General features: G+C 44.0%; 11 protein-coding genes. All 11 read right to left on the minus strand.

What is annotated here, in order from left to right:
* Positions 1-32: 32 nt before the first annotated feature.
* The 11 genes from MKZ12_RS26990 to MKZ12_RS27040 all read right to left on the minus strand — a co-directional run bounded on the left by MKZ12_RS26990 (position 33) and on the right by MKZ12_RS27040 (position 22,499).
* Positions 33-2,756 carry a stalk domain-containing protein gene (locus tag MKZ12_RS26990; protein WP_339257665.1) on the minus strand — a complete coding sequence of 908 codons (2,724 nt, stop codon included), beginning with the start codon at positions 2,754-2,756 and terminating at the stop codon, positions 33-35.
* A gap of 272 nt (positions 2,757-3,028) precedes the next feature.
* A complete protein-coding gene (locus MKZ12_RS26995) occupies positions 3,029-3,739 on the minus strand; it encodes a hypothetical protein (protein WP_339257667.1) in 711 nt (236 codons plus the stop codon).
* A gap of 110 nt (positions 3,740-3,849) precedes the next feature.
* On the minus strand, positions 3,850-7,560 hold the full coding sequence (locus MKZ12_RS27000) for a SwmB domain-containing protein (RefSeq protein WP_339257669.1): 3,711 nt from the start codon (positions 7,558-7,560) through the stop codon (positions 3,850-3,852).
* A gap of 192 nt (positions 7,561-7,752) precedes the next feature.
* The gene (gene metK, locus MKZ12_RS27005) at positions 7,753-8,955 is read right to left on the minus strand and encodes a methionine adenosyltransferase (RefSeq protein WP_339257671.1); all 1,203 of its coding nucleotides are present in this window, start codon (positions 8,953-8,955) and stop codon (positions 7,753-7,755) included.
* A 255-nt stretch (positions 8,956-9,210) separates the two neighbouring features.
* A complete protein-coding gene (locus MKZ12_RS27010) occupies positions 9,211-9,483 on the minus strand; it encodes an alpha/beta-type small acid-soluble spore protein (RefSeq protein WP_017691962.1) in 273 nt (90 codons plus the stop codon).
* A 148-nt stretch (positions 9,484-9,631) separates the two neighbouring features.
* On the minus strand, positions 9,632-10,198 hold the full coding sequence (locus tag MKZ12_RS27015; protein WP_339257673.1) for a hypothetical protein: 567 nt from the start codon (positions 10,196-10,198) through the stop codon (positions 9,632-9,634).
* Positions 10,199-10,336: 138 nt separating this feature from the next.
* Complete coding sequence (locus MKZ12_RS27020; RefSeq protein WP_339257675.1) at positions 10,337-12,931, minus strand: hypothetical protein; 2,595 nt, start codon at positions 12,929-12,931, stop codon at positions 10,337-10,339.
* A 155-nt stretch (positions 12,932-13,086) separates the two neighbouring features.
* The gene (locus MKZ12_RS27025; RefSeq protein ID WP_339257677.1) at positions 13,087-16,116 is read right to left on the minus strand and encodes an S-layer homology domain-containing protein; all 3,030 of its coding nucleotides are present in this window, start codon (positions 16,114-16,116) and stop codon (positions 13,087-13,089) included.
* Positions 16,117-16,702: 586 nt separating this feature from the next.
* Positions 16,703-17,044, minus strand: coding sequence for a hypothetical protein (locus tag MKZ12_RS27030; protein WP_017691958.1), 342 nt, complete (start codon positions 17,042-17,044; stop codon positions 16,703-16,705).
* A 205-nt stretch (positions 17,045-17,249) separates the two neighbouring features.
* Positions 17,250-21,206: an S-layer homology domain-containing protein gene (locus MKZ12_RS27035; protein WP_339257679.1), complete on the minus strand. Its 3,957-nt coding sequence runs from the start codon at positions 21,204-21,206 to the stop codon at positions 17,250-17,252.
* A 165-nt stretch (positions 21,207-21,371) separates the two neighbouring features.
* A complete protein-coding gene (locus tag MKZ12_RS27040; protein WP_036612523.1) occupies positions 21,372-22,499 on the minus strand; it encodes an MraY family glycosyltransferase in 1,128 nt (375 codons plus the stop codon).
* Between the last annotated feature and the right edge of the window lie 155 nt (positions 22,500-22,654).

The following is a 22,654-nucleotide window of genomic DNA, read 5'->3' on the forward strand; positions in this document are numbered from 1 at the left end:
TTTCTATCGTTTCCGGTATATATCATACCATATCACGATGAGATGGTAACGGTCTTCGTTTTCTGTTCCCATTTTACAGTGAGTCCAAGCTGCTCGGAAACGAGTCTGAGCGGGACTAAAGTCCTACCACCCGTTACGTATGGTGCAACAGTTGCGCTTTGTCTTTTACCATTTAGAATGAATTCTTTCTGCCCTACAACCAGATCAATCAGCTTGCTACCACGTAATACTGTGATCCGCTGATTTTTGCTATCCCAGCTTGCCTGACCACCAAAAGCGTCCAAAACATGTTTGATTGGCACATACGTCGTACCATTTTTCAGGACTGGTGCTGCATCAATAACCTTTTTCGTTCCATTCACCGTCATCGATTTCTGTCCAAGCACAAGCGAAGCTGTTCCCGTAGGCAATCCAACTTCACTGGACTTGGAAGGCATCGTGAATGCGATATTGTCAAAAGCAACCGTACCTGTCTTCGCGCGCTCATCCTGACCCTCTTCCACATTCACCACATAAACTCGCTTCAGCTTCGCCGGATAGGCGATATTCAGTCCGTTCAGGTCCACGCTCAGCTTCTTCCATCCGCTCCAGTCAATCGCTTTAGCAAGATCGGCATATACCGTTTTGCCATTGGCATCCGTGAATTCAGCGCGCAACCAGTTCAGGCTCTTATCTCCCATAACATCCATCGACATTGATGTCGCTGCAGCAGATACCTCTCTGCCGGTAGAACCATTCAGTTGTGCATAAGCATACATTTTACCTGTTCCAGCAGTCATGTCATAACCAAGTTGCAATACATTGGAGCCGGCTTTCTCACCCGTTCCTGCTGTAACAGTTGCCGATCCGGTCACACCCGCTGCGTTTGTCGTGAAGTTGATCGGATAGCTCACATTTTCGAAGTTCTCCCAGATCGTTTCGCTTGCAGAAGCCGAGAGTACAACGACTGTGCTGTAACCATCATAACGTCCAATCGCATATCCCACTTGTGCACCAGAGTTGACCGAAGATACGGTTAATTGGTCCGCCGTAACTTTACCTTTGAACCCGATAAATTCCCATGTCAGCGAATCGGCCGGAACCGTCACACTTTGTCCGCTCTTCGTTGTTACCGTTACCGGAATGGACATCGTTGTGCCCGCTTTGAGCGAACCGAGACCTGATCCTGCTGTCAGAGAAGCCAATTCACTTCCACCCAGTACCGATACTTTAATGGAAGATGAAGCTCCATTGCTCGTTGCCGTCAACGTTGCTGTGCCTGGTTTTACGCCTTTGATCGTGCCGTTGCTGACACTCACAATGCCGTTGTTGCTAGATTTCCAGGACATGCTGATATCACCTGTTGCGATCGGGTTGTAGTAGGTGTCATATCCTTTGGCTGTGTACTTGCCCTCTTGCCCCACCAGCAACGTTTGGCTGCCACTCACGGCAAAGCCCTTCAGTTTACCTGCTGGAGCCGTAGAGAACACACCCAGCGTGTTTACAACCTGACGTTGCTCGGTGCCATACTCTGTGTTGAACGTCAGACCTGCGGTCTGCTCACCTAACGGACGTGTTACCATCGTTGTGGAGCCGCCACCGTCCAGGTTCATACCTTTCCAGACACCCACACTGGTCATAAAGGATTGCAGTTCCGTCAGCGACATCCCGCTGCTGTTACTGTTTTTCTCCGCTGCAACGATGTAGACATAACGACCATCCTGAGAGTAGCCTACTGCCGTTCTTGCACGAATACCACCAATGCCGGACGCAGCGATATCCCGGGAGAAGGAAGCTGCCTTGCCACCGTTCACCAAAATGGTATGACCACCAATCATCATCTCCAGATTACTTGGATCAACCGATTGCCCGGTTGTTTTGGCTTTCAGCTTGTAATCCGCATCCAAGGTTTGCCCAACAGAGAGATGGCTCATGATCCATGTCGCTGCTGTTCCATGCGCACGCAAAATGTACCCATCCTGCGGCACCGTCATGTTTAACGCTTTTTTATCCGAGATTTGGGTAATGACTCCGTTCTGCACAAGAACCTCTGTTGGCGTTGTGGAAGGGTCATTCGGACGTTTGGTGGACGTCCATGCCGGTGTATAGATATACATCGAGTTGGCATGACTATATTTCACCGCGCCCGACTCTACCGTATAATCCTCTTTATTTATCCCACGCAAAGCAAAGGTTGAACCATCCTGGGCCTTCACCGTTCCATCAAAAGAATACTCGTCGATCATCGGTTTACCGTCCTTGGTCACCGTGAGTGCATACATGCCCGACAGTTCGGAAGGTGTGGAGACCAGTACGCCATCAGAGACCTGTCCACCAATTGGCGCGAGTTCACCGGATACATTGAAGTAATCGCCATTCACAGCAGCCACTGCACCATTTTCCTTAGCCATGGCACCTGTGCTCTGTTTACTGTTCAGATTACCGCCCTTGCCTGTCATCACATCCAGCTTCACATACGGGTTCTGCAGATCCACCTGGATCACATCCGCCAGTACGTTGACCTTGGAACCGGAACGTGTTGTCGTATATCTGTATTTCATGAGCTTCGCACCGGAAGTCAGAATTTCTTCACTCAACTTACTTGTATTCGTAGATGCCGCTGCGGCCACCGATTGCCACGAAGTGCCAGACCACATCTGTTCACCTGCGCTCATCACCGGTGCAATCCAGATTACACCCGCCAGCGTCACAATTGCCCATTTCTTCACCTTACTGCTCTTAACGTCTTCCAGCTGTTTCCCATGTTTCCCCAGCATGTCTGAAACGTCTCTCCCATCTTGTATATCAATCTTAGACATCACGAACACTGCCAAGTAGGCAGCCGATAGCGAGATCCCTAGTATACTCTTCTATTAATAGACTGCTTTTAGTGGAAAAAGTTACGCCACTAGCTAACTTTGAGGTATTTATTGGTTAATCCATTCCACACGTTTATGCTATGTAGTTCAACTAATCAAAAAATAGACTTCGTCTGTGCACGAGTCAGCACAACAGAAGTCCATTTATAATTCATATATGTCCTATTAACTTAAAAGTCTTCTACCACAAATTCAATATCATTATAGTACCTCTGCAATGATAATTGGTTTCGACTTTCTAATACCTTTTTCACCAATTCATGTGGTGATCGTTTAAATCTAGGATTACCAGCTATATTTTTAATCATCGGGCCTTGTTCTTTATTATACTCCCATTCTGCACCAAAACGTTTTATAATAATTTCCCCAAAACAAAAGCCTACCGAGTATGTTTCATTTTGATCTATCTCCTGTTTGATCAACTCATCTAATATAACAACCGAACTTGGATCTTCTAATTTAATATGATTTGTCTCGATAAAATCATGCATAAAGTCTATCCATTCAGTACCTAGATAATTGGGTGGTGCGGGCGAAAGGACGACTGCATGCTCTGCAAACCATTGCAAAGCGTATTTCTCTACGAGTTCACCAAAATAGTTAAGAATTTGATGCAGTTCTTCTTTACTTTGATATACATACCACTCACGAATACTTCCTTCAGCCAGCTTTGTACTACTAATTGAATTAGAACCCGTTTGGAAAGTGCAACGAATGGTACAAGATTCCCAATCGCTTCTATCAATCTCTATCATTTCTTGGGAATAACCAATTCGAGATCTAATGAAAACCCAAGGATTGGATGAAGATTCTTGATAAACGAATGATAATTCTCGAAATCGTTCATATAATGCTTTTTTGATTATCTTAGTAATGTTCATAAAATTCACTCTTTCTATAAAAATTCAACTCTCGAGAGATTGTTAGATTTGCACACATCTTAATAAAAAGGAACACCTCAAGAATGAGCTCTTGAAGTGTCCCTATTAATTTATAGATATTCCAACTTATCCAAAACCCGTTTTAACATGACTGCTGCCTGAGCGCGAGTCGCGTTCCCCTGGGGTTCGAATGTTCTCGCTGTCATGCCTTGAATAATTCCCTCTTGCACTGCTTTGGCAACAGAATCCTTGGACTGAATTTTATTGCTGTCCTTGAACTTGGACAATGTCGACGTAGCAGAGGATTGAAGTGAGACCGTTTTCCCACCGTAGCTCATCGCCCGAACCATCATGAGAGCCATCTGTTCACGCGTGATTTCGCTTTCCGGTTTGAATGTACCATCCGTGTTGCCTGTAATAATGCCGGCTTCTGCCGCGGCACCAATGTAGGCACTGGTCAGATCTCCTCCACGAATATCACGGAAACGACGTGCAGCATTCTGATCTCCTTTCAAACCAAGACCTTTCGCTACCAATTCGGCAAACTCGGCACGTGTTATTTTCTGATTAGGTCCGTAATAGGAGCCATTCGTGGCCCCAATGATCCATTTGGACGACAATTCTTTGATGACTGCACCTGCCCAATGGCTGGAGGTATCCTGATAACTCACGGAATGAGTGACAGGCACGATGGTTTGGTTACCGTTCAGTTGTCCTTTAACAACCACTCCTCCTGTTGTACTCGCAAACGTATGCGGCACATTCGCCAGAATCAGTGTAGTCGGATCAATATACGTAAACCCTGAAGTCGCTGTAGGTGTGTTTACAGGCAACTGCAGCGCCAGCTGGCTTTTAATATTTTGTTCTACCCGTTGATTCGTATTTCCACTAAACACAGAGAGGTAGATGTCTGTAACATTACCAAGTTTCTGTGCTCCAGCAACCGCCAGCATTCCGTCGATCGTTCCTGAACTGGAGACAGGAACTGTCTCCACCTGTACATAGAAGTAGGAGGCATCGGTGTTGGTTGTGTTTCCCCCTACAGCTTGACTCATTGCAGGTACATTCAGATTGGATAGTGGAACCATCCATAGACGGTCACCATATTTGATACCGATTGAACCTGTACGGTTACTTAATGCAACCTGAGCCAATGTGTTCAACGGGAATCCTACATAAGCAGAAGATTCACTGGCAGGGACTTCGAATACAACAGGTTGTGTTGTTTTGCCAGTCGTTGTTGCGTACTGGAAGGCCTGCAAAAGCTTCGCACCGTCTACATTGAACTGACGAGTAGAGCGATTGTTGCGTGACATCATCGAAGCTGTAGCTGCCGTATCCGTGCTCATCACAAGCAATGCTTGTCCATAACTTGACGAGTCTTGTTCTGTCAGCCAGGAAGGCCGGCTGTTCGTCTGGTTGCCTGTCGAACTACTGCCATTTTGTTGCAGGGGAAGCGGTCCAAACGCAGTAATGGTGTTGTTCAACGCATCTCGCAGTGGCACTGCTCCCGGAGTATAGCTGACCGTCCCTGTCTGTCCTGCTGTTGCCGAGTTCAATAGATTAAGAGTCACGATCGAACCCGATATGGAAGCATTCAGGACATTCGTTGTTGTTCCTCCAAGCTGCACACTAAACTGTGAAGCAGTTAGAGCCGTCTGAGCCTGAAGTGCATCTCTAAAGTTAATATATACTTTGTCCCCTTGAAGAGTTGCCGACAATATTTTTCCGTTACCAAAGGTATATTTTACTGGAGCCAGATTAACGTAGCCTGCAGGATTGTTATTTAGATCGGTTAACCGCAGGGTACCTGGCACATAAGAAAAGGTTACATTTTGAGTACTGGCAACTGTGTTGGCTAGCGTCAATGTAATCAGATCATCCTCAATCTCGGAATCATTTACAAATACGGCTTTACCATCTACCAATACGGAATATTGGCTCTTGAGTGGCTTATTCGTTCGGCTCAGCGGCTCATTATATCTGATCCACATCGTCGTACCACTCACTTCTGCACTCTTGAACTCAGGTGGTTTCGTATCAATACTGTTACGTACATAGAATCCGTTGAATCCAGCAAGAGCTTGACCACGACTGTCTTTCACTGGCCATGTTCCTGGCGCATAGGATACTTGTACCACTTCACCATTCTGTATGGAACGACTGAGACTAAGCGTTACCAACGAACTGTTATTGGTGGATATGCTACTGATGCCCACCGCTGACCCATCTGCTGTAACACTGAATTGTCTCACTGCATCACTAGAGTTGATATAGACGGTCTCTGGATAGTAGAGACTAATTGTATTGTAATAAGCTGTACCTTCGCGTGGTTTAGACATTATGGAATCGAGACTGTTCTCTACATCTCTGGCTCCGAATGCTGGAGCCGCGTTAAGAGACAAATCCTGAATTTTACGTGTTCCTGTTCCCGGTGTGTAGGCAATGCGGACAACCTGACCTACAGCTACACCAGTATCCAGAACAACATACACACTGTCTCCTGAAACATAGGAAGAACTTACATTCCGGTTCTCTCCGTTAACCGTCACTGTGAAGCTGGAAGCAAACGGATCAAGACTGGAGAGCAACTCATCATACGTTAATCGAATGATCGTATTGCTGTACATTTTGGCTGTTTTCAGTACAGGTGGTGTTGTGTCTACGGTCAACGTTCTAAAGGTCCACGATGTGGCTCCATTCAGACCAGTGAACAGATTTCCCGTCTGATCCCGGAACACATTCGCAGGAATATCAACCGTATACGTTGTGTTGCTTGTCAGAGTCGTTTGCGGGATGATGCGCAACTGTCTGGGGTTGGACGTACTAATTAATGTCGTGGAAGCCACAATCCCGCCGTTTGCATTCTTAACCGTAGCTGAACTTGCGAAATTCCGGTCCAAGTCTTTGTTGAATGTCAACGTAAATTCATTAGTGAGTGATACGCCCGTTGCTCCGTTTGTAGGAGACAGGCTGGATACGGTCAAGGCTGTGGGATCGGATATTACATTGAATCCCCACATCGTTCGCTGAATGGCTCCCGTATCATTGTTCAGGTCATCACGCAAAAAACCTTCCGGAACTGCTATGTAAATCGTGCTGTTATTCGCCCAATTGTTCACTGGATCAATTGTCACCGTGGTTCTCGCCGTGTTGAAACTAATTCGGGTTGAATTGGCATCGATTTCTTCCAATAATGTACTGCCACGATAGATCTGTAATTTGCCTGCACCAACCTTCACTGCCCGATCATAAGTTAGTTGAATATTGGCTGAAGGAGATACATTGGATGCCGCATTAAGAGGTGACTGCCCTGTTAATTGAGCTGTACTAACTCCTGCTGTGCGGAATGTCCACTCTTTGTTCAGACCCTCAACCGGTTGACCGTCCCCATATACGAAAGACTGGCTACCAATCGTAACATAAAATGAACCTCCAGGCAGAGCTGCAGGAAGCTGGATTTGCACACGTTTCCCCAAATATGCATCAATAGCAGCATCATCTGCAACGACAGTCACTGCTGCATTCGTTACGGGAACTCTCGTTACGATCGAGTCATCCTGAACCCGGTGTACAACAATTTCCTCAGTAGAAGCGTCGATTTTCTTTACTGGCTTAATAAAATCAATCGTCAGTGGTGCTGATCCACTCGCCTGTTGTTCGTTCACAGCAGGTGACGTTGTGTTAATTCCTTTTCCCGTCAACTCATCGGCGGCATATGCGGACTCTACTCCTCCCCATCCGGCGAGTATCCCTTGAGTGACTAACATCAAAATCATAAGACTAGCCAATCCCTTACGGGCCATTTTTTTCACAAACACCCAACCTTCCCCCTCATCTCATTTTCCTAATTGTCTGATATACAGACCTCTATATTTATGTCGGTCAGAGAGAGATTTTCAATTAATAAAATGGAAATGTATGGTTCTTTATTTTGTAAAAAGATGCAAAAAGCCCCTGATTCCATATCGGAACCAAGGGCCTCATTTGATGATCCATATAACGTTAGCTAATTACAGACCTGCTTGAGCTTTCAAAAGGTCTACTTTGTCCACTTGCTCCCAAGGTACATCCAGGTCTGTACGGCCGAAGTGACCGTATGCTGCGGTTTGTTTGTAGATTGGGCGACGTAGATCCAGCATACGAATGATGCCAGCCGGACGAAGATCGAAGTTGTTTCGCACAAGCTCAACCAATTTCTCTTCGCTGACTTTGCCAGTTCCGTATGTATCCACGTTGATCGATACCGGGTTGGCTACACCAATCGCATACGCGAGCTGGATTTCCACCTTGTCTGCAAGACCTGCAGCTACAAGGTTTTTCGCTACATAACGAGCCGCATATGCTGCGGAGCGGTCTACTTTTGTCGGATCTTTACCAGAGAAAGCACCACCGCCGTGACGTGCATAACCGCCGTAGGTATCTACGATGATTTTACGTCCAGTAAGGCCTGCATCTCCCTGAGGTCCGCCAATAACGAAACGTCCTGTTGGGTTGATGAAATATTTAGTCTGCTCATCCAGCAATTCAGCTGGAACGACAGGCAAGATGACATGTTCTTTGATGTCTTTTTGTATCTGTTCAAGTGTAGTCTCTTCAGCGTGCTGAGTAGACACAACGATGGTATCCACACGTACCGGCTTGTCACCGTCGTATTCAATCGTTACTTGCGTTTTACCATCCGGACGAAGATATTCCAACGTACCATTCTTACGCACTTCCGCCAGACGGCGTGCGATACGGTGGGATAATGCGATTGGCAAAGGCATAAGTTCTGGTGTCTCGTTCGTTGCAAAACCGAACATCAGACCTTGGTCACCTGCACCAATGTTTTCTGTTTCACGAGCGACTTGTTCTGGGTCACGATTCTCAAGCGCTGCGTTAACGCCTTGGGCAATATCAGCAGACTGCTCATTCAGAGAAGTCAGAACTGCACAAGTGTTATAATCAAAACCGAACTTGGCACGTGTGTAGCCAATATCCTTAATTGTATTACGAACGATGGACGGAATGTCCACGTATTCAGAAGCTGAACTGATTTCACCGATGACAAGCACTAAGCCTGTGGCTACGGAAACTTCGCAAGCTACACGAGCATTGGGGTCGTTTGCAAGAAACGCGTCCAATACGGCGTCTGAGATCTGATCGCAGATTTTATCCGGATGTCCTTCAGTTACAGACTCCGATGTAAATAGATGCCGGCCTTTAACAGACATGAAGTTTCAACCTCCCATAACTAGTAGTATGGCGATTGCCCGAACAAAACATGACAGCGATTCGTTCACTGTACCCTCGAAGCTTTCCATAATGGAATAAGGACGCAGAGTCCGCAGTACCGAAGATAAGGATTTTTCAGGTAATTGCCTCAAACGAAAATCAACCTTTCCCTAGTGGAAAAGGTTGCATACCTCAAATGCCATCTTAACGTATTTGTCAAGACGTGTCAAACGAATTGGGGTTAGGAAAAAGCCTTATAAGTGCTGCTCTGCCTGACGAATTAGCCTTTTGGTGATCTCTCCACCAACCGATCCATTCTCGCGGGAAGTCAGATGTCCCCACCCTTTGTATTGCCCATAAGAGTGATCACTCACTTCACCCAATTCAGATCCAAATTCTGTATCCGCACCAGCCAATCCTCTGCCACCATACCCGACATTAAGACCAAACTCTGCAGCAATCTCATACTTCATCTGATCCAACATTTGACGACTTTCGGGTACCACTTTGCGATTGCTTCTAGCCATAGTTCCTGCACCTCCGTTAATTGGTTGTCGACAGTTATAGAGTGAGCAGGAACAAGGCTGGCTAGCCGTATTAATGTTTGTTAGAACTGGGTAATCTGAGCAAATGAAATGTATGACGAATGAATAATTCCTTTAACAGAAGCAAAACCTATTTCAAAGTATATCCACCGCGAACCATTACGGTTAGGCTATATTTGTTTCCTTCCAATACCGTGATCCCCCGTCCATCCCTTGGAAAAGAGAGCAGATGATTGGTCGGCGCTGCCTGTCCATTCGTCAGGTCCATCCCGTCCGTCAGATCAGCTACACCATTCGTACCTTCACTGACGATCACAGCTTTGCCGCTACGTACAATGAACTCCGCGCCAGACTTGCCGATCAGCTGTTGACCCGGCTTCACGGTAACAATCTCAACGGCATCAGAAGCGCCTGAGACCAGTGGAGGAAGCGACGTATCTCCACCTGTGCTACCCGTGTTCCCTGTTCCCGTAGAGCCTGAGTTACTACTTGATGAGTTACCAGAACCTGTGCTAGCACCGCCACCCAATGCTTTTTGAATCTGCTGATCTACATAGCTCTTCGTTACAACCGGATCGTCTGCTGTTCCTGGCTGGCTTGTACCTGCACCGATGGCTGTATTGCTGTATACCGACCCAACCCACACGCCAACACCGATCGCGAGCGCAGCAAGGGATACTTTCATATAAGGTTTCATCTGAATCATTTTCCTCCTCTGGTAATCTATTAACTTTAACTATAGTGAAAAAATAGGGATGCCACAAGCAAAACCTCGTTTCCGTTGGGGTGGAAACGAGGTTTTGTAGACAAATCTAACGATTATGAATCTATGCCTCTATCTTATATCGACAGGTTCTTCCTTCGGAAGTTTGGTCAGGTCATATCCGTAGCTTTGCTCTGCAAGACGAATACGTTGTCCCTGGAACTGATCATCTACGCTTAAGCGATACGAACCACCACGCAGCTTCTCGAAGAAGCTGTCTTCTATGCTCCAGCTCAGTGTCTGGTTGGTCCCCACTTTCAGATCGGTTCCCAAAGTCAGCTCTTTCTCATATGATTTACCTGCTTGATCCGTCATTGTAAGGATTAACTTATGCTCGTTCTCACCCATCTCAATCTCTTCATTACGTGATAAGCTGTAATTCATCTCGATCTGTACAGACGAGCTGCCTGCCAGGTATGCTCTCACACTGTTGGCAGTCCAAGAGTAAGGATAGAGATCAATATTAGTTATCGAGCCTTGAACACTAATGGAGGTTGGCGGCACTTCGAATGCCAGAGCATTCACATAAGCAGTTGCTTCCCCTTCACCCGTTACAAACTTGCTATCTGCAATTCCTTCACCCACAATCAGACGCAGGTCTGAGAAGGTAACGGATTTCGGAATCTTAGCCCAGAATGTAACAATCGACTTCTGACCCGGACCAGGCAGACGCTCTGCTTGCTTCGCAGTTGCTCTGTAATACTGGCCATCCGATGTTTTGAAGTAACCTACAAGTTTGCCAAGCCCACTTTGACGCAGTGATTTGTTCGTCATTTCGAATTCGGTATATACAATGTCCGATGACGTTCCCGGATAACGAATCGTTCTGCGCACACCCATTTCGGTCTCTTTATCCGCCGTACCCGATGTGTATGTCTTTCCGTTTCCTACATAAGATAACGGTGGAATTAACCCAGATGTATTTAACGTGATCCATTCATTGGTTTCTTCTTCACTAACTTTCTCATTCAAACTAAGTTCCAGACGAGATATACGTAATTCAGAAGGAATCTTGGTCAACAGGTAAGCCTCGGTTGTCATTCCGGCTCCAAGTAGCTTGCCACTTTGTGTGTAAATTAGTTTCTTGTCTCCTTCAATCTCAGCAGAATCAATCATAAACATCGCTTCAAGCTCAGGAAGCTGTACTGTTTTGGTACCAGCATTACGAATAGTTACTTTGGCAGCAACAATATCACTGTCCAACCACGGCAGACGCTGTAATGATCCAAAAGACACACCAAATGTACCTTTGTTATTCTTAATGACCGTTTCGGTCGTTAATCCATCTCCGCTGGATATCGATTCAGGGATTGCGTAGACACCTACAGGATAGGAAAAAACAAATCCATTGGTTGGAGAAGAAGCTGTTGCTGACTCTGTACTTTCATTTTTGTCCACCGGGCTCATTACATAGAGCTTGATCTTTTTGGTATCCCCATTACCCTGAAGGGTTGCACTGAGCTTAATCGTCTTAATATCGCCTGGGTTCAACTTCAATGTATCCAATGCTTTAGTTTCAATCGGATAGACTGTTCCGTCTGTATTCCGTACCTCAAAAGTATATGTTGGCACCTTAATAGCTTTTTTCCCTTCATTCTTGAGCTTCATTTGAAGGTTAAGACTATACTCACCATCATCGATTCGAACTTTGGCAGATTCAAGCAATGTGGACAGTCGTTGTCCTTCAACAGAGATGATATTGGGCTGATTGGCAGCAACCTCTACATTCGTTTTGCTAGCCTCTGGCAATTGCAGTGCAGCAACAGGCAGAACACTCTTCTCTTCACCCTGTTCTTCTACCAGCAACAACTCAGACTTTTGCAGCTTCACTGACGTAGGAAGAGATGCCATCAGGCTAAGTGCCTTATTGGCCTGTGCCTGGATGCTAACATTCGTGCTGTCTTTATCCGGGGTTAGCGGATAGTTCGTCCCACTTGGCGTACGCAAAATCCATTTGATATTCGGATTTTCAAGTAGTTTATAACTGATATTGTTTAAATTCACGCCAATTTTCACATACTGATTCTTATCTTCACCTGGAAACACTTTAATGCCTGATACTTTCACCTTCACGGCAGAATCACTCAGACGAACCGTCTTCGGCTTACCTACAGGTGTGGTAATGCTATAGGATGCGGGCACGTTAAATTTACCCAGCGTACGTTCATAGTTAGCTTGACTGAAATCCCACTTCACGATGAGGAAGTTCAGATCACTGAGTTTCACCTCGCGACCCACTTTCATAACATAGGTCAACTCAACGGTTGATCCAGGCGCGACGGTTTTCTTTTCCTGATCTTTGGCGATCAGTTTAGGCGAGAACAATGTTCCACCCTTGGTTTTCACCTTGCTCCAGTAATCGAGCATCATCATTGGGGTGCTGTCATTATTCTTGTAAGACAATGTATACGTAACCACATTGCCATCGTCCTGCGCCAAAATATTGACATCTGTTAATCTTACGGAACTTCGTGCTGTCACTTTAACAGCCGACAGGTTACCGAGTGTATGTACAATTTTCTGCGTTGTTGTTTTCTTCGATATACTGCTATTTGAACTGGTGGCAGACGTTTTATTGGTTGTGCTCGCTGCCATGGCGATGCCAGCGGTTGAACTGATCAACATTGCACTTGCGAGCAAGCTCACAAACATTTTCTTTTGATTCACTTCCAAACCTCCCATAAGTTGCTTGTTGCTTTATAGTATAAACGTTTGGGAAGGGGAGAAAGTTACGATGTTGTTGTATGTAACTATTTCTTCAAACAAATAAGAAAAAGCCATGTGTCCTAGGGACACACGGCTTTTTCTTATTTAGTTATTAATTAGAAAGTTTTGATTGCTTGAACTACACCGCTCAGTGAGAATGCATCAGCAGCATTTTTCTCATCAGAATTATCAGTGATAATTTTAGAAGCAGTGTTGCTGCTGTTCAGTTCTACAGTTACAACAGAATCATCTACAACAACAGTATCAGTTGTGAATGTAACATTTAATACTGTTGGATCAGTTGTATCTTTTGCGTATGAAACGTTGGAAACTGTTTTACCTGTTACGCTGAGTTTTACAACGTTAGTACCAGGAACGACAGCAATTTCCTCATTAAATTTAACTTTAGCTACATACTCAGTAGCAGAAGCACCTTGAGCAAGTTGAATCTCATTATCGCCAACTTTAACAGTTGAAGGTTTAATGTTATCAATTACATCAGGTCCAGCAGTTACAAGTGGAACAGATACACGTACACCAAGATTATCTTGAGTGTTAGGAGTAATTGCCACGTTTGCATCAGCTGCTGAAGCTTTCAACCCGAATTTCGCAGTAGGAGCTGCATCCAATTTAGTATCACCAGTCAGTGCAAAGTTAACGACTGTATCACCGTTAGAGTATGTTGGTTGTCCGTCAAGTACAAGAGCATAATTGCTAGTACCTACGCGAACTGTAAAGTCATTCGCATCAACTGTATTCAGGATACCATTGAATTTAGCAGTGATTTTGTTAGTAGCAGTAGCTTTAACAGAATCAGCAACTAGTGTTACTGCAGTTCCAACTACATCGATTTCACCACTTACATAGCTATTGTCTGTGTAAGCAAAGTTTCCAGCTTGATCAGCTACTAAAGATACACGCAATTTAGCATCAGCTGCATCAAGTTGTTTCTCAGTGTACGGAACTGTGATTTTAACAGTTTCCGGAGTAACCAATTCTACTGTAGCATTGCTAGGCAGTGCTTCGTAGGAAGTAGCTGCTGTAGTCCATTTAAGTGCATATTTGGATTTCTCCAAAGCGTTACCAGTTCCTTCAGTTGCAACAGCTTTACTGAATGTAACGAAGAAGTTCACGTCACGTTTTGCACCATTTGTATTTTCAGTTGTACTCCAGAATCTTGTTACTTTAAATTCGGAAGTATTTCCAATAGTGATTGCTGAAGATACTGGTACAATTGTATTAGGAACATAAGCATTATCTTGTACTCCAGATACTTCTACAGTGTAGCTTCCTTGTGGAAGGTATCCAGACAAAGTGATAATTGCTTCATTTGTGTTAGAATCGAAACCGATTGTTTTAACTGGGTGTCCGCTTCCATCCAAACCGTAACCTACAACTACTTTACCATCTTTATCTTTGATAGTGTAGTTAGCTTTAGCTGTACCAGTAGCGTTAGTTGCAGATGAAACAGATTTGCTGTATTTCACTTTCAGTACATGGTTTCCGCTCTCAGTAGATACTGCAACATTGTTTACTGCTGGTTTCACAGTATCCAGAGTTGGAGTAACTTTCACTTCACGAGTAGCAGTGTTACCACTGTAATCAGTAGCGCCTTCGATAACAATCGTGTTTTCACCCACACTCAGAGCGTTAGCTCTAGTAAATGTAACAGTCAATTTGTTACCAGAACGTGTAACTTCACCAGTTTTGGAAGAAGTACCGTTATATACACGAGTGTAAGATCTGATTGGCTCGTTGAATTCAATCTCAACTTTTTGCAGATCATGAGATTTTGTAGTAGTTACAGTAGGAGCTTCAGTATCAGCAGCAACAGCGAAATCAGATTCTACAGGAACTACTTTCAATCCAGAGAAATCTTGAACGTTGCTAACTGACAATTTGTGATCTCCAGTTGTCAAAGCAGTAGTGATAATAACACTGTTAGGGAATGCATATTCCACAGTACCAGAGATTACTTTACCGTCTACTTTGTAATTGGAAGTTGTGATTGCAGAAGCGCGATCAACTGGTTCGGAGAACACTACTTGGAATGCTCCTGTACCCAGACCCTTAACTTCTTTTACAGTTGGTGTAGTTACATCAACTGGTGTGAAAGTAACTTCTTGTGCAATTGTTTTAGAACCGTCAGAGTTTTTGATTCCGCTAACAGTCAATTTAATTGCTTTTTGGTTTTCGAGTTTGTTACCACCTGTGTAATACTCGTTATCCAAAGTCAATACTACAGTCTTCTTGTCAGCAGACAAAACTGCAGATTTGATATCTTTGCTCAGTTGATAGTTGTTAACGTCTTCTGCTGTGTTAGCATCAACATCACCATCAAATGTAACAGTTACTTCTTTCAAGTTGTCAGCAGTAACGCTTTGAACTTTAGTAGCTGCAGTTACTACATAAGTAACTTTCTCAGTGAACTCTTTATCTTTGTAAGTGAATTTCACTTCAGTTTCTTTGTTAGCTTCAAGAGCTTTATCCAAAGTTACTTTTACAGTTTCGCCGTCGCTGATTTTGAATTCAACAACTTTTCCACCTTCAGTTACTGTGTAAGATTCTACTTTCAAGCTTTGAGCTTGATCGATAGAGTAAGCTGCACCTACCAACAATTCGCGGGAAGCATTGCCAGCGAAGTTAGCGTTAGCGTCGATCAGACCTGCGTTGATCGCTGCTTGAACATAACCTTTAGCCCATGCTGCTGCATTGTTGTTAGTTTCAGTTGGGATTTCAAGGTCAAGTGCACGAGTCAAGATTGTTGCCATCTCTTGAATTGTTACTTTACCATTGAAGCTGAAGAGTTTTTTCTCAACGTTAGTGCCTTCCATGATACCGGCAGCAGTTACTGCTTCGATATAAGGTACAGCCCAGTTATTAGCGTTGTAGTTTTTGTCAGTGTAAGAAAGAGTTCCAGTGATCTCTTTCAGACCGAGCAATTTAGTGATAACTTTTGCGAACTCAGCGCGAGTCATCTCTTTGTCCAGACCAGCTGTGCCATCTGGGTAACCATTGAAGATACCTTTTGCTTTCAATGCATCAAACTGTTGTTGTGGTGTTACTGCTGTGTCACCGAATGCTACAGATGCAAACATTGAGAATGCCATTGCTGTAGACAGTGCTACGGATAAAATTTTCTTCATAACCTTTTTGTCTCCTCCTTGGGCGTTCATAACATTGGAATTTTCTTTAATAGGGTCGCTCGTATTCCTCATTCTATTGTCGCACCCCCTTTCCAGAGTTATGAGCAAGTTAATATAAATGATGTCTGTGAGCATATCACAGAAACTTGTAAACAAGAATAAAAGATAGAATCATACGTAAATAGAGTAGTTTCCTAATCCTACCTTACGTATTATACAATGGGTCTCTCGTGCCGTAAAGCAATTTTTTCTAATAAATAGACAAGATTCTTCACGAGGTCATTCTTGGTAAGTTGCCCAATGTTTTCGACTCTACATCTTAAACGCAGCAGATTTCAAAAAGTTGCGGATTCCTCAAAAAAAGTTTTGAATTTATTTATGTATTGATACAGTGCGGGTCTTTAACGTATTCAAAACCTTTAATGCAGTTGAATTCATGACCTATTTTCCGAAATCACCCTGTGTAAGGAATGCTGTGGACGTTTATTTATACCCGTTATTTTCCACAATGAAGCGACAAATTCTACAATACTGAAAATAAAAAAAAGGGCCCTCAGGGCCCTCTTCTTAGCTAAGTGACTATAATTTAGCGAATCTTCATCGCCAGCTCAATAATTTGAGCACGCATATTGGGATCACTATTCAATCTCAGATACATATCGTCAATTGGTTGTCTGTTCTCCCGGTATGTCTTCTCGTGCTTCATCGTAGTATGAGACCATTCAATCAATTCATTTTCAGCCAGAACCAGATTGTTATACGCATCATGGAAGCCGGTGGACTGTACGAGTCCTTCCATGACTTCCTGAGAGATCTCTTCTGTCTTACGTGTATCTTCCAACTTTTTCTCCAGAATGACTGCCTGCTTCTCGAATTGTGTCTTTGCCTTCATGTAGCCCAGCTGGGCTCTCGAATAAATCGGTTTCATTAGCTAACTTCACCCTCTAGATCATTGTGTATTTACCGTTATTGTATCTTAATCTCTAGCAAATTACAAAAATAGTTATTGGTAATAAACAGATTTCTTCTATTATAAATGAATTCTATATAAGCTGTTCTACAGTCATAAAAAGAACCCGCCCCTTTTAGCAAAAGGGACAGGTCCTTCCTAAAATTAACTCAGCTCAATTAGATTAGCTCAATGTTTTAGGGAATAGTTTCGTGCTCTTCTTAAGCAGTTCTACAGCAATCTTGGCTGCTTCTGCACGAGTCATATTACCTTTTGGATTGAACTGGAATTGCGTTTTGGCTGCACCTGGAATGTTTACAGGGCTTCCTTCCATGATTTTTGCTTTGGTAACCGCCACAATGGCTGGTCGTGCATAGAAATCGATCGATGTTGAATCCAGGAACGATTTGGCCAACGTAGCCGTCAGCTTACTGTCATTGGCTGCAAGCTTGGCATTCATCGCCCGTGCAATCATAACAGCTGCCTGCTCCCGTGTAACGGGCTGATCTGGTCCAAAGAAACCATCACTAAGTCCTTGAACAATACCTGCGCGTGCTGCTGTTTCGATCGCTTCATATGTCCAACGATCCGATTTGGTGTTCTCCGAAACGTCGGTGAAGGTTGTTTTACTTGGTTTAACCAATTGAATGTCCATACCTTTAACAAGCAAAGTAGCAAATTCACCACGAGTTGTCTGATCATCTGCACCAAATGCATTGGTTCTCAGCGGATTCATGATTCCTTTGGAATACATTGCATTCAGCAAGTTCCGTGCCCATGGATGATTCGTGATATCCGGGTAGCTTTGACTTTGCTTCATGACTTTGTAATAACCAAATTCATCAAACGGTACGGTAATGGTGTGACTCTTCGTATCCACTGCACCACCTATGGAAACCCATTTGCCTACATTAGAGTCATCCGAGTAACGATATACCGTAATCGTAGACCCTACGTCGTCGACAATGGATGGATCATAGCTCAGCGTTAACGTTCCGCGCTGGGATGGGGTCAGAATACGCTCTTGAGCATATCTCGTAAACTCTCCATCAATGGAATACGGCGTAATTCCGTTCGTTCCTGCCTTGTATCCGTTCGTACCACGATCACCCAGTTCACCCAGACCACCGTTGATCCAGTAAATATCAGATACTTGAGTGAAGTTGGCTGTATTAATCACCGAGGCGAAGAAACTCGACAACTCGGTAGGAATACGGATTACGCTGGCACCATTGGTGCTTCTGTCATCTGCATTAACACCGATAACATTACCGTAGTCATTCTTACGTTCTACAACGCCATCTTTTGGATCAGCGATACCAAACAGCAGTTTATTGTCTGGATAGAACTTCACCATGCCACTTGTTGTTGTCGATTGCAGTACTGTTCCTTTCGGGAATGAAAGCACCACATTTTTGTTAAACACAGTATATTTGTTGGCTACCTTAGGAGCCATGAACTGTGAATCAATCGCGATCGCACCTGTATAATACACATTGACTGTATCGTTAATCGTGCCGCCCTCACGTATAATCTGAATCTTGATTGCATTATTCTTGTCTGCTTTGAGTCCTACATAATCCAATACAAAACGGTTATTCATATCCGTACGTTTAACAGCTGGCTCTTTGCCAATTAATACTTGAGAAGCTCCTTCAGCTTCAATATCGAATCGAACAAAGTTTTTGTTCACCACGATGTTGTTACCTACCGTAGGTTGTGGAGACAAAATGCGGTAAGAGGAAGGTTCGCGTACAATCTCAAGACGTTGTGTCGTTCTCGCACCTGTGCTGTTGATCAGTTCGAGTGTGTACACATGTGTTCCGGGTACATCAAACTTCAGATTCTGAATCCGTGCGATAAACAGGTCACTATTACCTGTAATATCATAGCTAGGCAAGCCAGTTGTAGCTGGTTGATTCACTTCGAAAATCGTTGTACTTGTCAGTTCTTTAGTGAAAATTTTATCGGAACCAAAGTAGACGTTCACAATATCTGCACCACCGCCATTAATGACGAGGTCATAATTCTCTTCACTTGTTACATACTTGTCTTCTTTGAACGCAAATTCAGGTGTAACCGAGAAAATGCGCTTCATCTCGTCATCTTCATATTGCGTAATTGGTTTGTTAATAAATTGCTGACGTGAGTCCTTAGGAATCAGCGCAGGCATGAATGATGTCACTGTTGATTGATTCTGGTCAATGACATTAATCTTCAACGTCGTCGAGATGGTGATTGGAAGTTTGTTCGCATCCTCATCTGTAGCACGAATTAAAATTGTGTTCTCACCATAGACAATCGGTCCTGATTTCAAGACCGGAAGATCTACACTGAACGTTCCATCCTCTTTTTTCGGGAATGTGGTTGAAGGTGTGAATTTTTTACCATTTACAAGTATTTCCGCGACAAAATTATCCCCGTCTAGGGTTTTGAAACCAATGAAACGTCCTTTTAACGTAAGCTTCTGTTCGTTGCTCTTGGAGTTAAATGTATATGTCTGTCCATTCTGAAGACTTTCCACATAGATCGAACTTGCAGTTACATAAGAAATTTTCACGACCTTAGGCAAATTGGTCGGACTACCATAATAAAAACGTACTTGTTGATCTCCACCAAGGAAACCCGATATTTTATAGATTTTTTGGTTATCTTTCAGTTTCATCTCATCCACAGTATTGACAGGGTCAATTGTAAGCTTTGTAGTACCTGTTGGTAAGTATTCACCTACAAGCGTCCCTGAGATAGGTTCACTGGATTCTACCAAGATGTAGAATTCATCGCTTTGCAGCTTAGTGCCATCAAGCTTCGTTTGCGAATCAATGGCTTCGCCTTCTTTATAATCAGGCAAATAGTAGATCTCTGTGATATCCTGTGCCCCTGGAGAGAAGGTATAGCTCGCATTATATCCTGCACTGAAATTACCATATGCAAGACGAAGACGAAGCGTTTGATCCTTCTTCGGATCTGCGCCATCCATCTCCAAGTTGTAAGGGGTTGTAACCTTGAATTTCACCAATCGATACTCGATGGTTACACCATCCGATCCCGTGATTAGTACTTCTTCAGTCGGGTCCGTATCAAACACAAAATTAGTTGGTTGCGTCAGGTTGCCATTAGACAGCGTGATCTGACCATTTGTCGGACTAAATGGATTAGGGCTGGCTGAGTAAGGAAGCAGCACCTGTCCAGTCAAGGTTGCCGTGGTTTGACTAGCACCTGTAAAGGTAGGATTGCTCCCCAAAATAGACTTGTCCTGTCCACCCAATTGTACTTTCAAATCTGTAAAAGGTTGATCTTTATCAAAATAATAAATGGAACGTTCTGTTTCAATAGCATTGGATGCGCTTGAAATTTTAAACTTCAAATTGTTCAGTCCTGCTTTCAATGCTAGCTGAGGCAAGAAGAATGATCCATCTTGCAGCATGGAGGCATTGATTTCATCCCCGCCGTTCACTTTCACGCTTACAAGCGTAGAGTTCTGTACTTTACCTTGAATAGATACACGTTGGGTATCTACAACCGTGTTGGAACCTTCATTCAAGTTATAGGACTTGTTACCGCCAGTAGCGGAACTGTCCGTAAATACTTGGAAGCTCTCAATAAATGGAGCCTGATCGTACAATACATAGAATGTATCTGAGCGCTCAACTGATCCCTGGTTACCCGAGAAAGTAACCCGGTTGAATCCCGGGAACAGATTCAGGTTATTGGCTGTGAATTTGTTATTGCCACTTGGATCAGCAGTAACAGCAGTTGTGATTGATTTAGTGGAGTCCGGTACCCATTTGCTATCTGAACCAGATGTAACCAAATTCAGTTGTTCAACCTTAACCTTCAAGCTCGTATTGGATACAAACGCATAAGAACCTGTAATTGTAATTGATGAAGTTGAGGTTGTGTATGCATTCGAACGTGTCAAGAAGGCCTTGGTTGCATCTTGAACTATAGATAGAGCAGCGGTCTCCCGCAATGTTCTAAGATCTGGCGTAAAATATGTGGTATAAGCATTAGATCCTGGAGTTACCGGATCACCGTCTGCAGCTGAAGCAACAGCCCCACCGAATAGACCTTGTGGGAACAATGAGAACACCATGGTGACCAACATGATCCAGACCAACGGCCGTTTCTTTTGTTGCATTACGTATCATCTCTCCTCTTTTTAAGTCAGTTACCTTTATATATCGGCAAAAGGTTCCAATTATTTAGTAAAAATCTCAAAATAAACAAAAAACCTTATCCACGAGGGATAAGGTTGGGTCTGGAATAATATTCAAGAATAGCTATAAGCATTACATTTATCTATTTATGATTTCGAACGAGTCTCCGGATTCAGCTTGACGCGCATGCGCATCAGGAAGTTGATAACCGGTCTTCTCGTTTTGCTAACAAGTCCGATGACTTCTGCTCCCACTTGAAGGAAGAACATCATGATACAGATGACCACAAAAGTTACCCAGTTTGCTTCAAACATGGCAGCGGAAGATTGAATAATCGCCAGAACTCCGAAGAATGCGGCAATTCCGTATATGATCAGCACCGTCTGACGGTGACTGAATCCAAGTTCACGCAAGCAATGATGCAGGTGACCTTTATCCGGTGCGAAAATCGGTTTCCGTTGTACCGCACGACGAATGATCGCGAAGAAGGTATCCGAGAGCGGCACACCGATAATAATCAGCGGTGTAATAAAGGACACGATAGCAATTTGTTTGAATCCGAGCATGGACAGCATCGCCAGAGAGAAACCAAGGAATAGTGATCCCGTATCCCCCATGAAGATCTTGGCTGGGTGGAAGTTGAAGAACAGGAATCCGATAATACTACCCAGCAATACAAGACACATCAAGGCGATCATCATGTTACCCATCAGGAAGGACATCACGGCAATGGTACCAATCGCAATACCGGATACACCGGCTGCCAGACCATCCAGACCATCAATCAGGTTAATCGCATTGGTTACACCAACGATCCACAAGATCGTCAGCGGAATGGATACCCAAGCTTCGAGTGAAGAATAGGAATCCTGAAAAGGAATGTTAACGAAATCTACCCGGATATTAAATCCGAATACAACGACAGAAGCAGCAACGATCTGACCAAGCAACTTCACTTTGGCTGAGAGCTCAAACCGATCATCAAGTGCTCCAATCAATACGATAATTGTTCCACCAATCAGAAACGCACTGACAAAACTCATATCCCGAGTTGTGAACCATGCCGATACAAACGGAAGCAATGCAGCAACTGTAATAATAAAGGCCAGGAATATCCCCAGACCGCCAAGACGCGGCATGATCCGTGTGTGTACTTTACGTGCATTCGGCGTATCCATCGCGCCAATGCGGACTGCGAACTTTTTGACAAGCGGTGTCAGGGCAAGAGCCAGTCCCATTGACACGATAAATCCAATGATAAAGATCGCTACCATTTGAACATTCGACCCCCAATTATAATACCTGTACGAAATTATAAATCCCCTGATCTCTTTTTATATATAAAAATTATTGTTAGTCACTTTTGATGAAAAATGCCATTTGCACCAGAACGGAGAGGGCAGAAATAACCTGTAGAAGCGAAGCGTTC

This window comes from Paenibacillus sp. FSL R5-0713 (genome assembly GCF_037973325.1).
Classification (GTDB): domain Bacteria; phylum Bacillota; class Bacilli; order Paenibacillales; family Paenibacillaceae; genus Paenibacillus.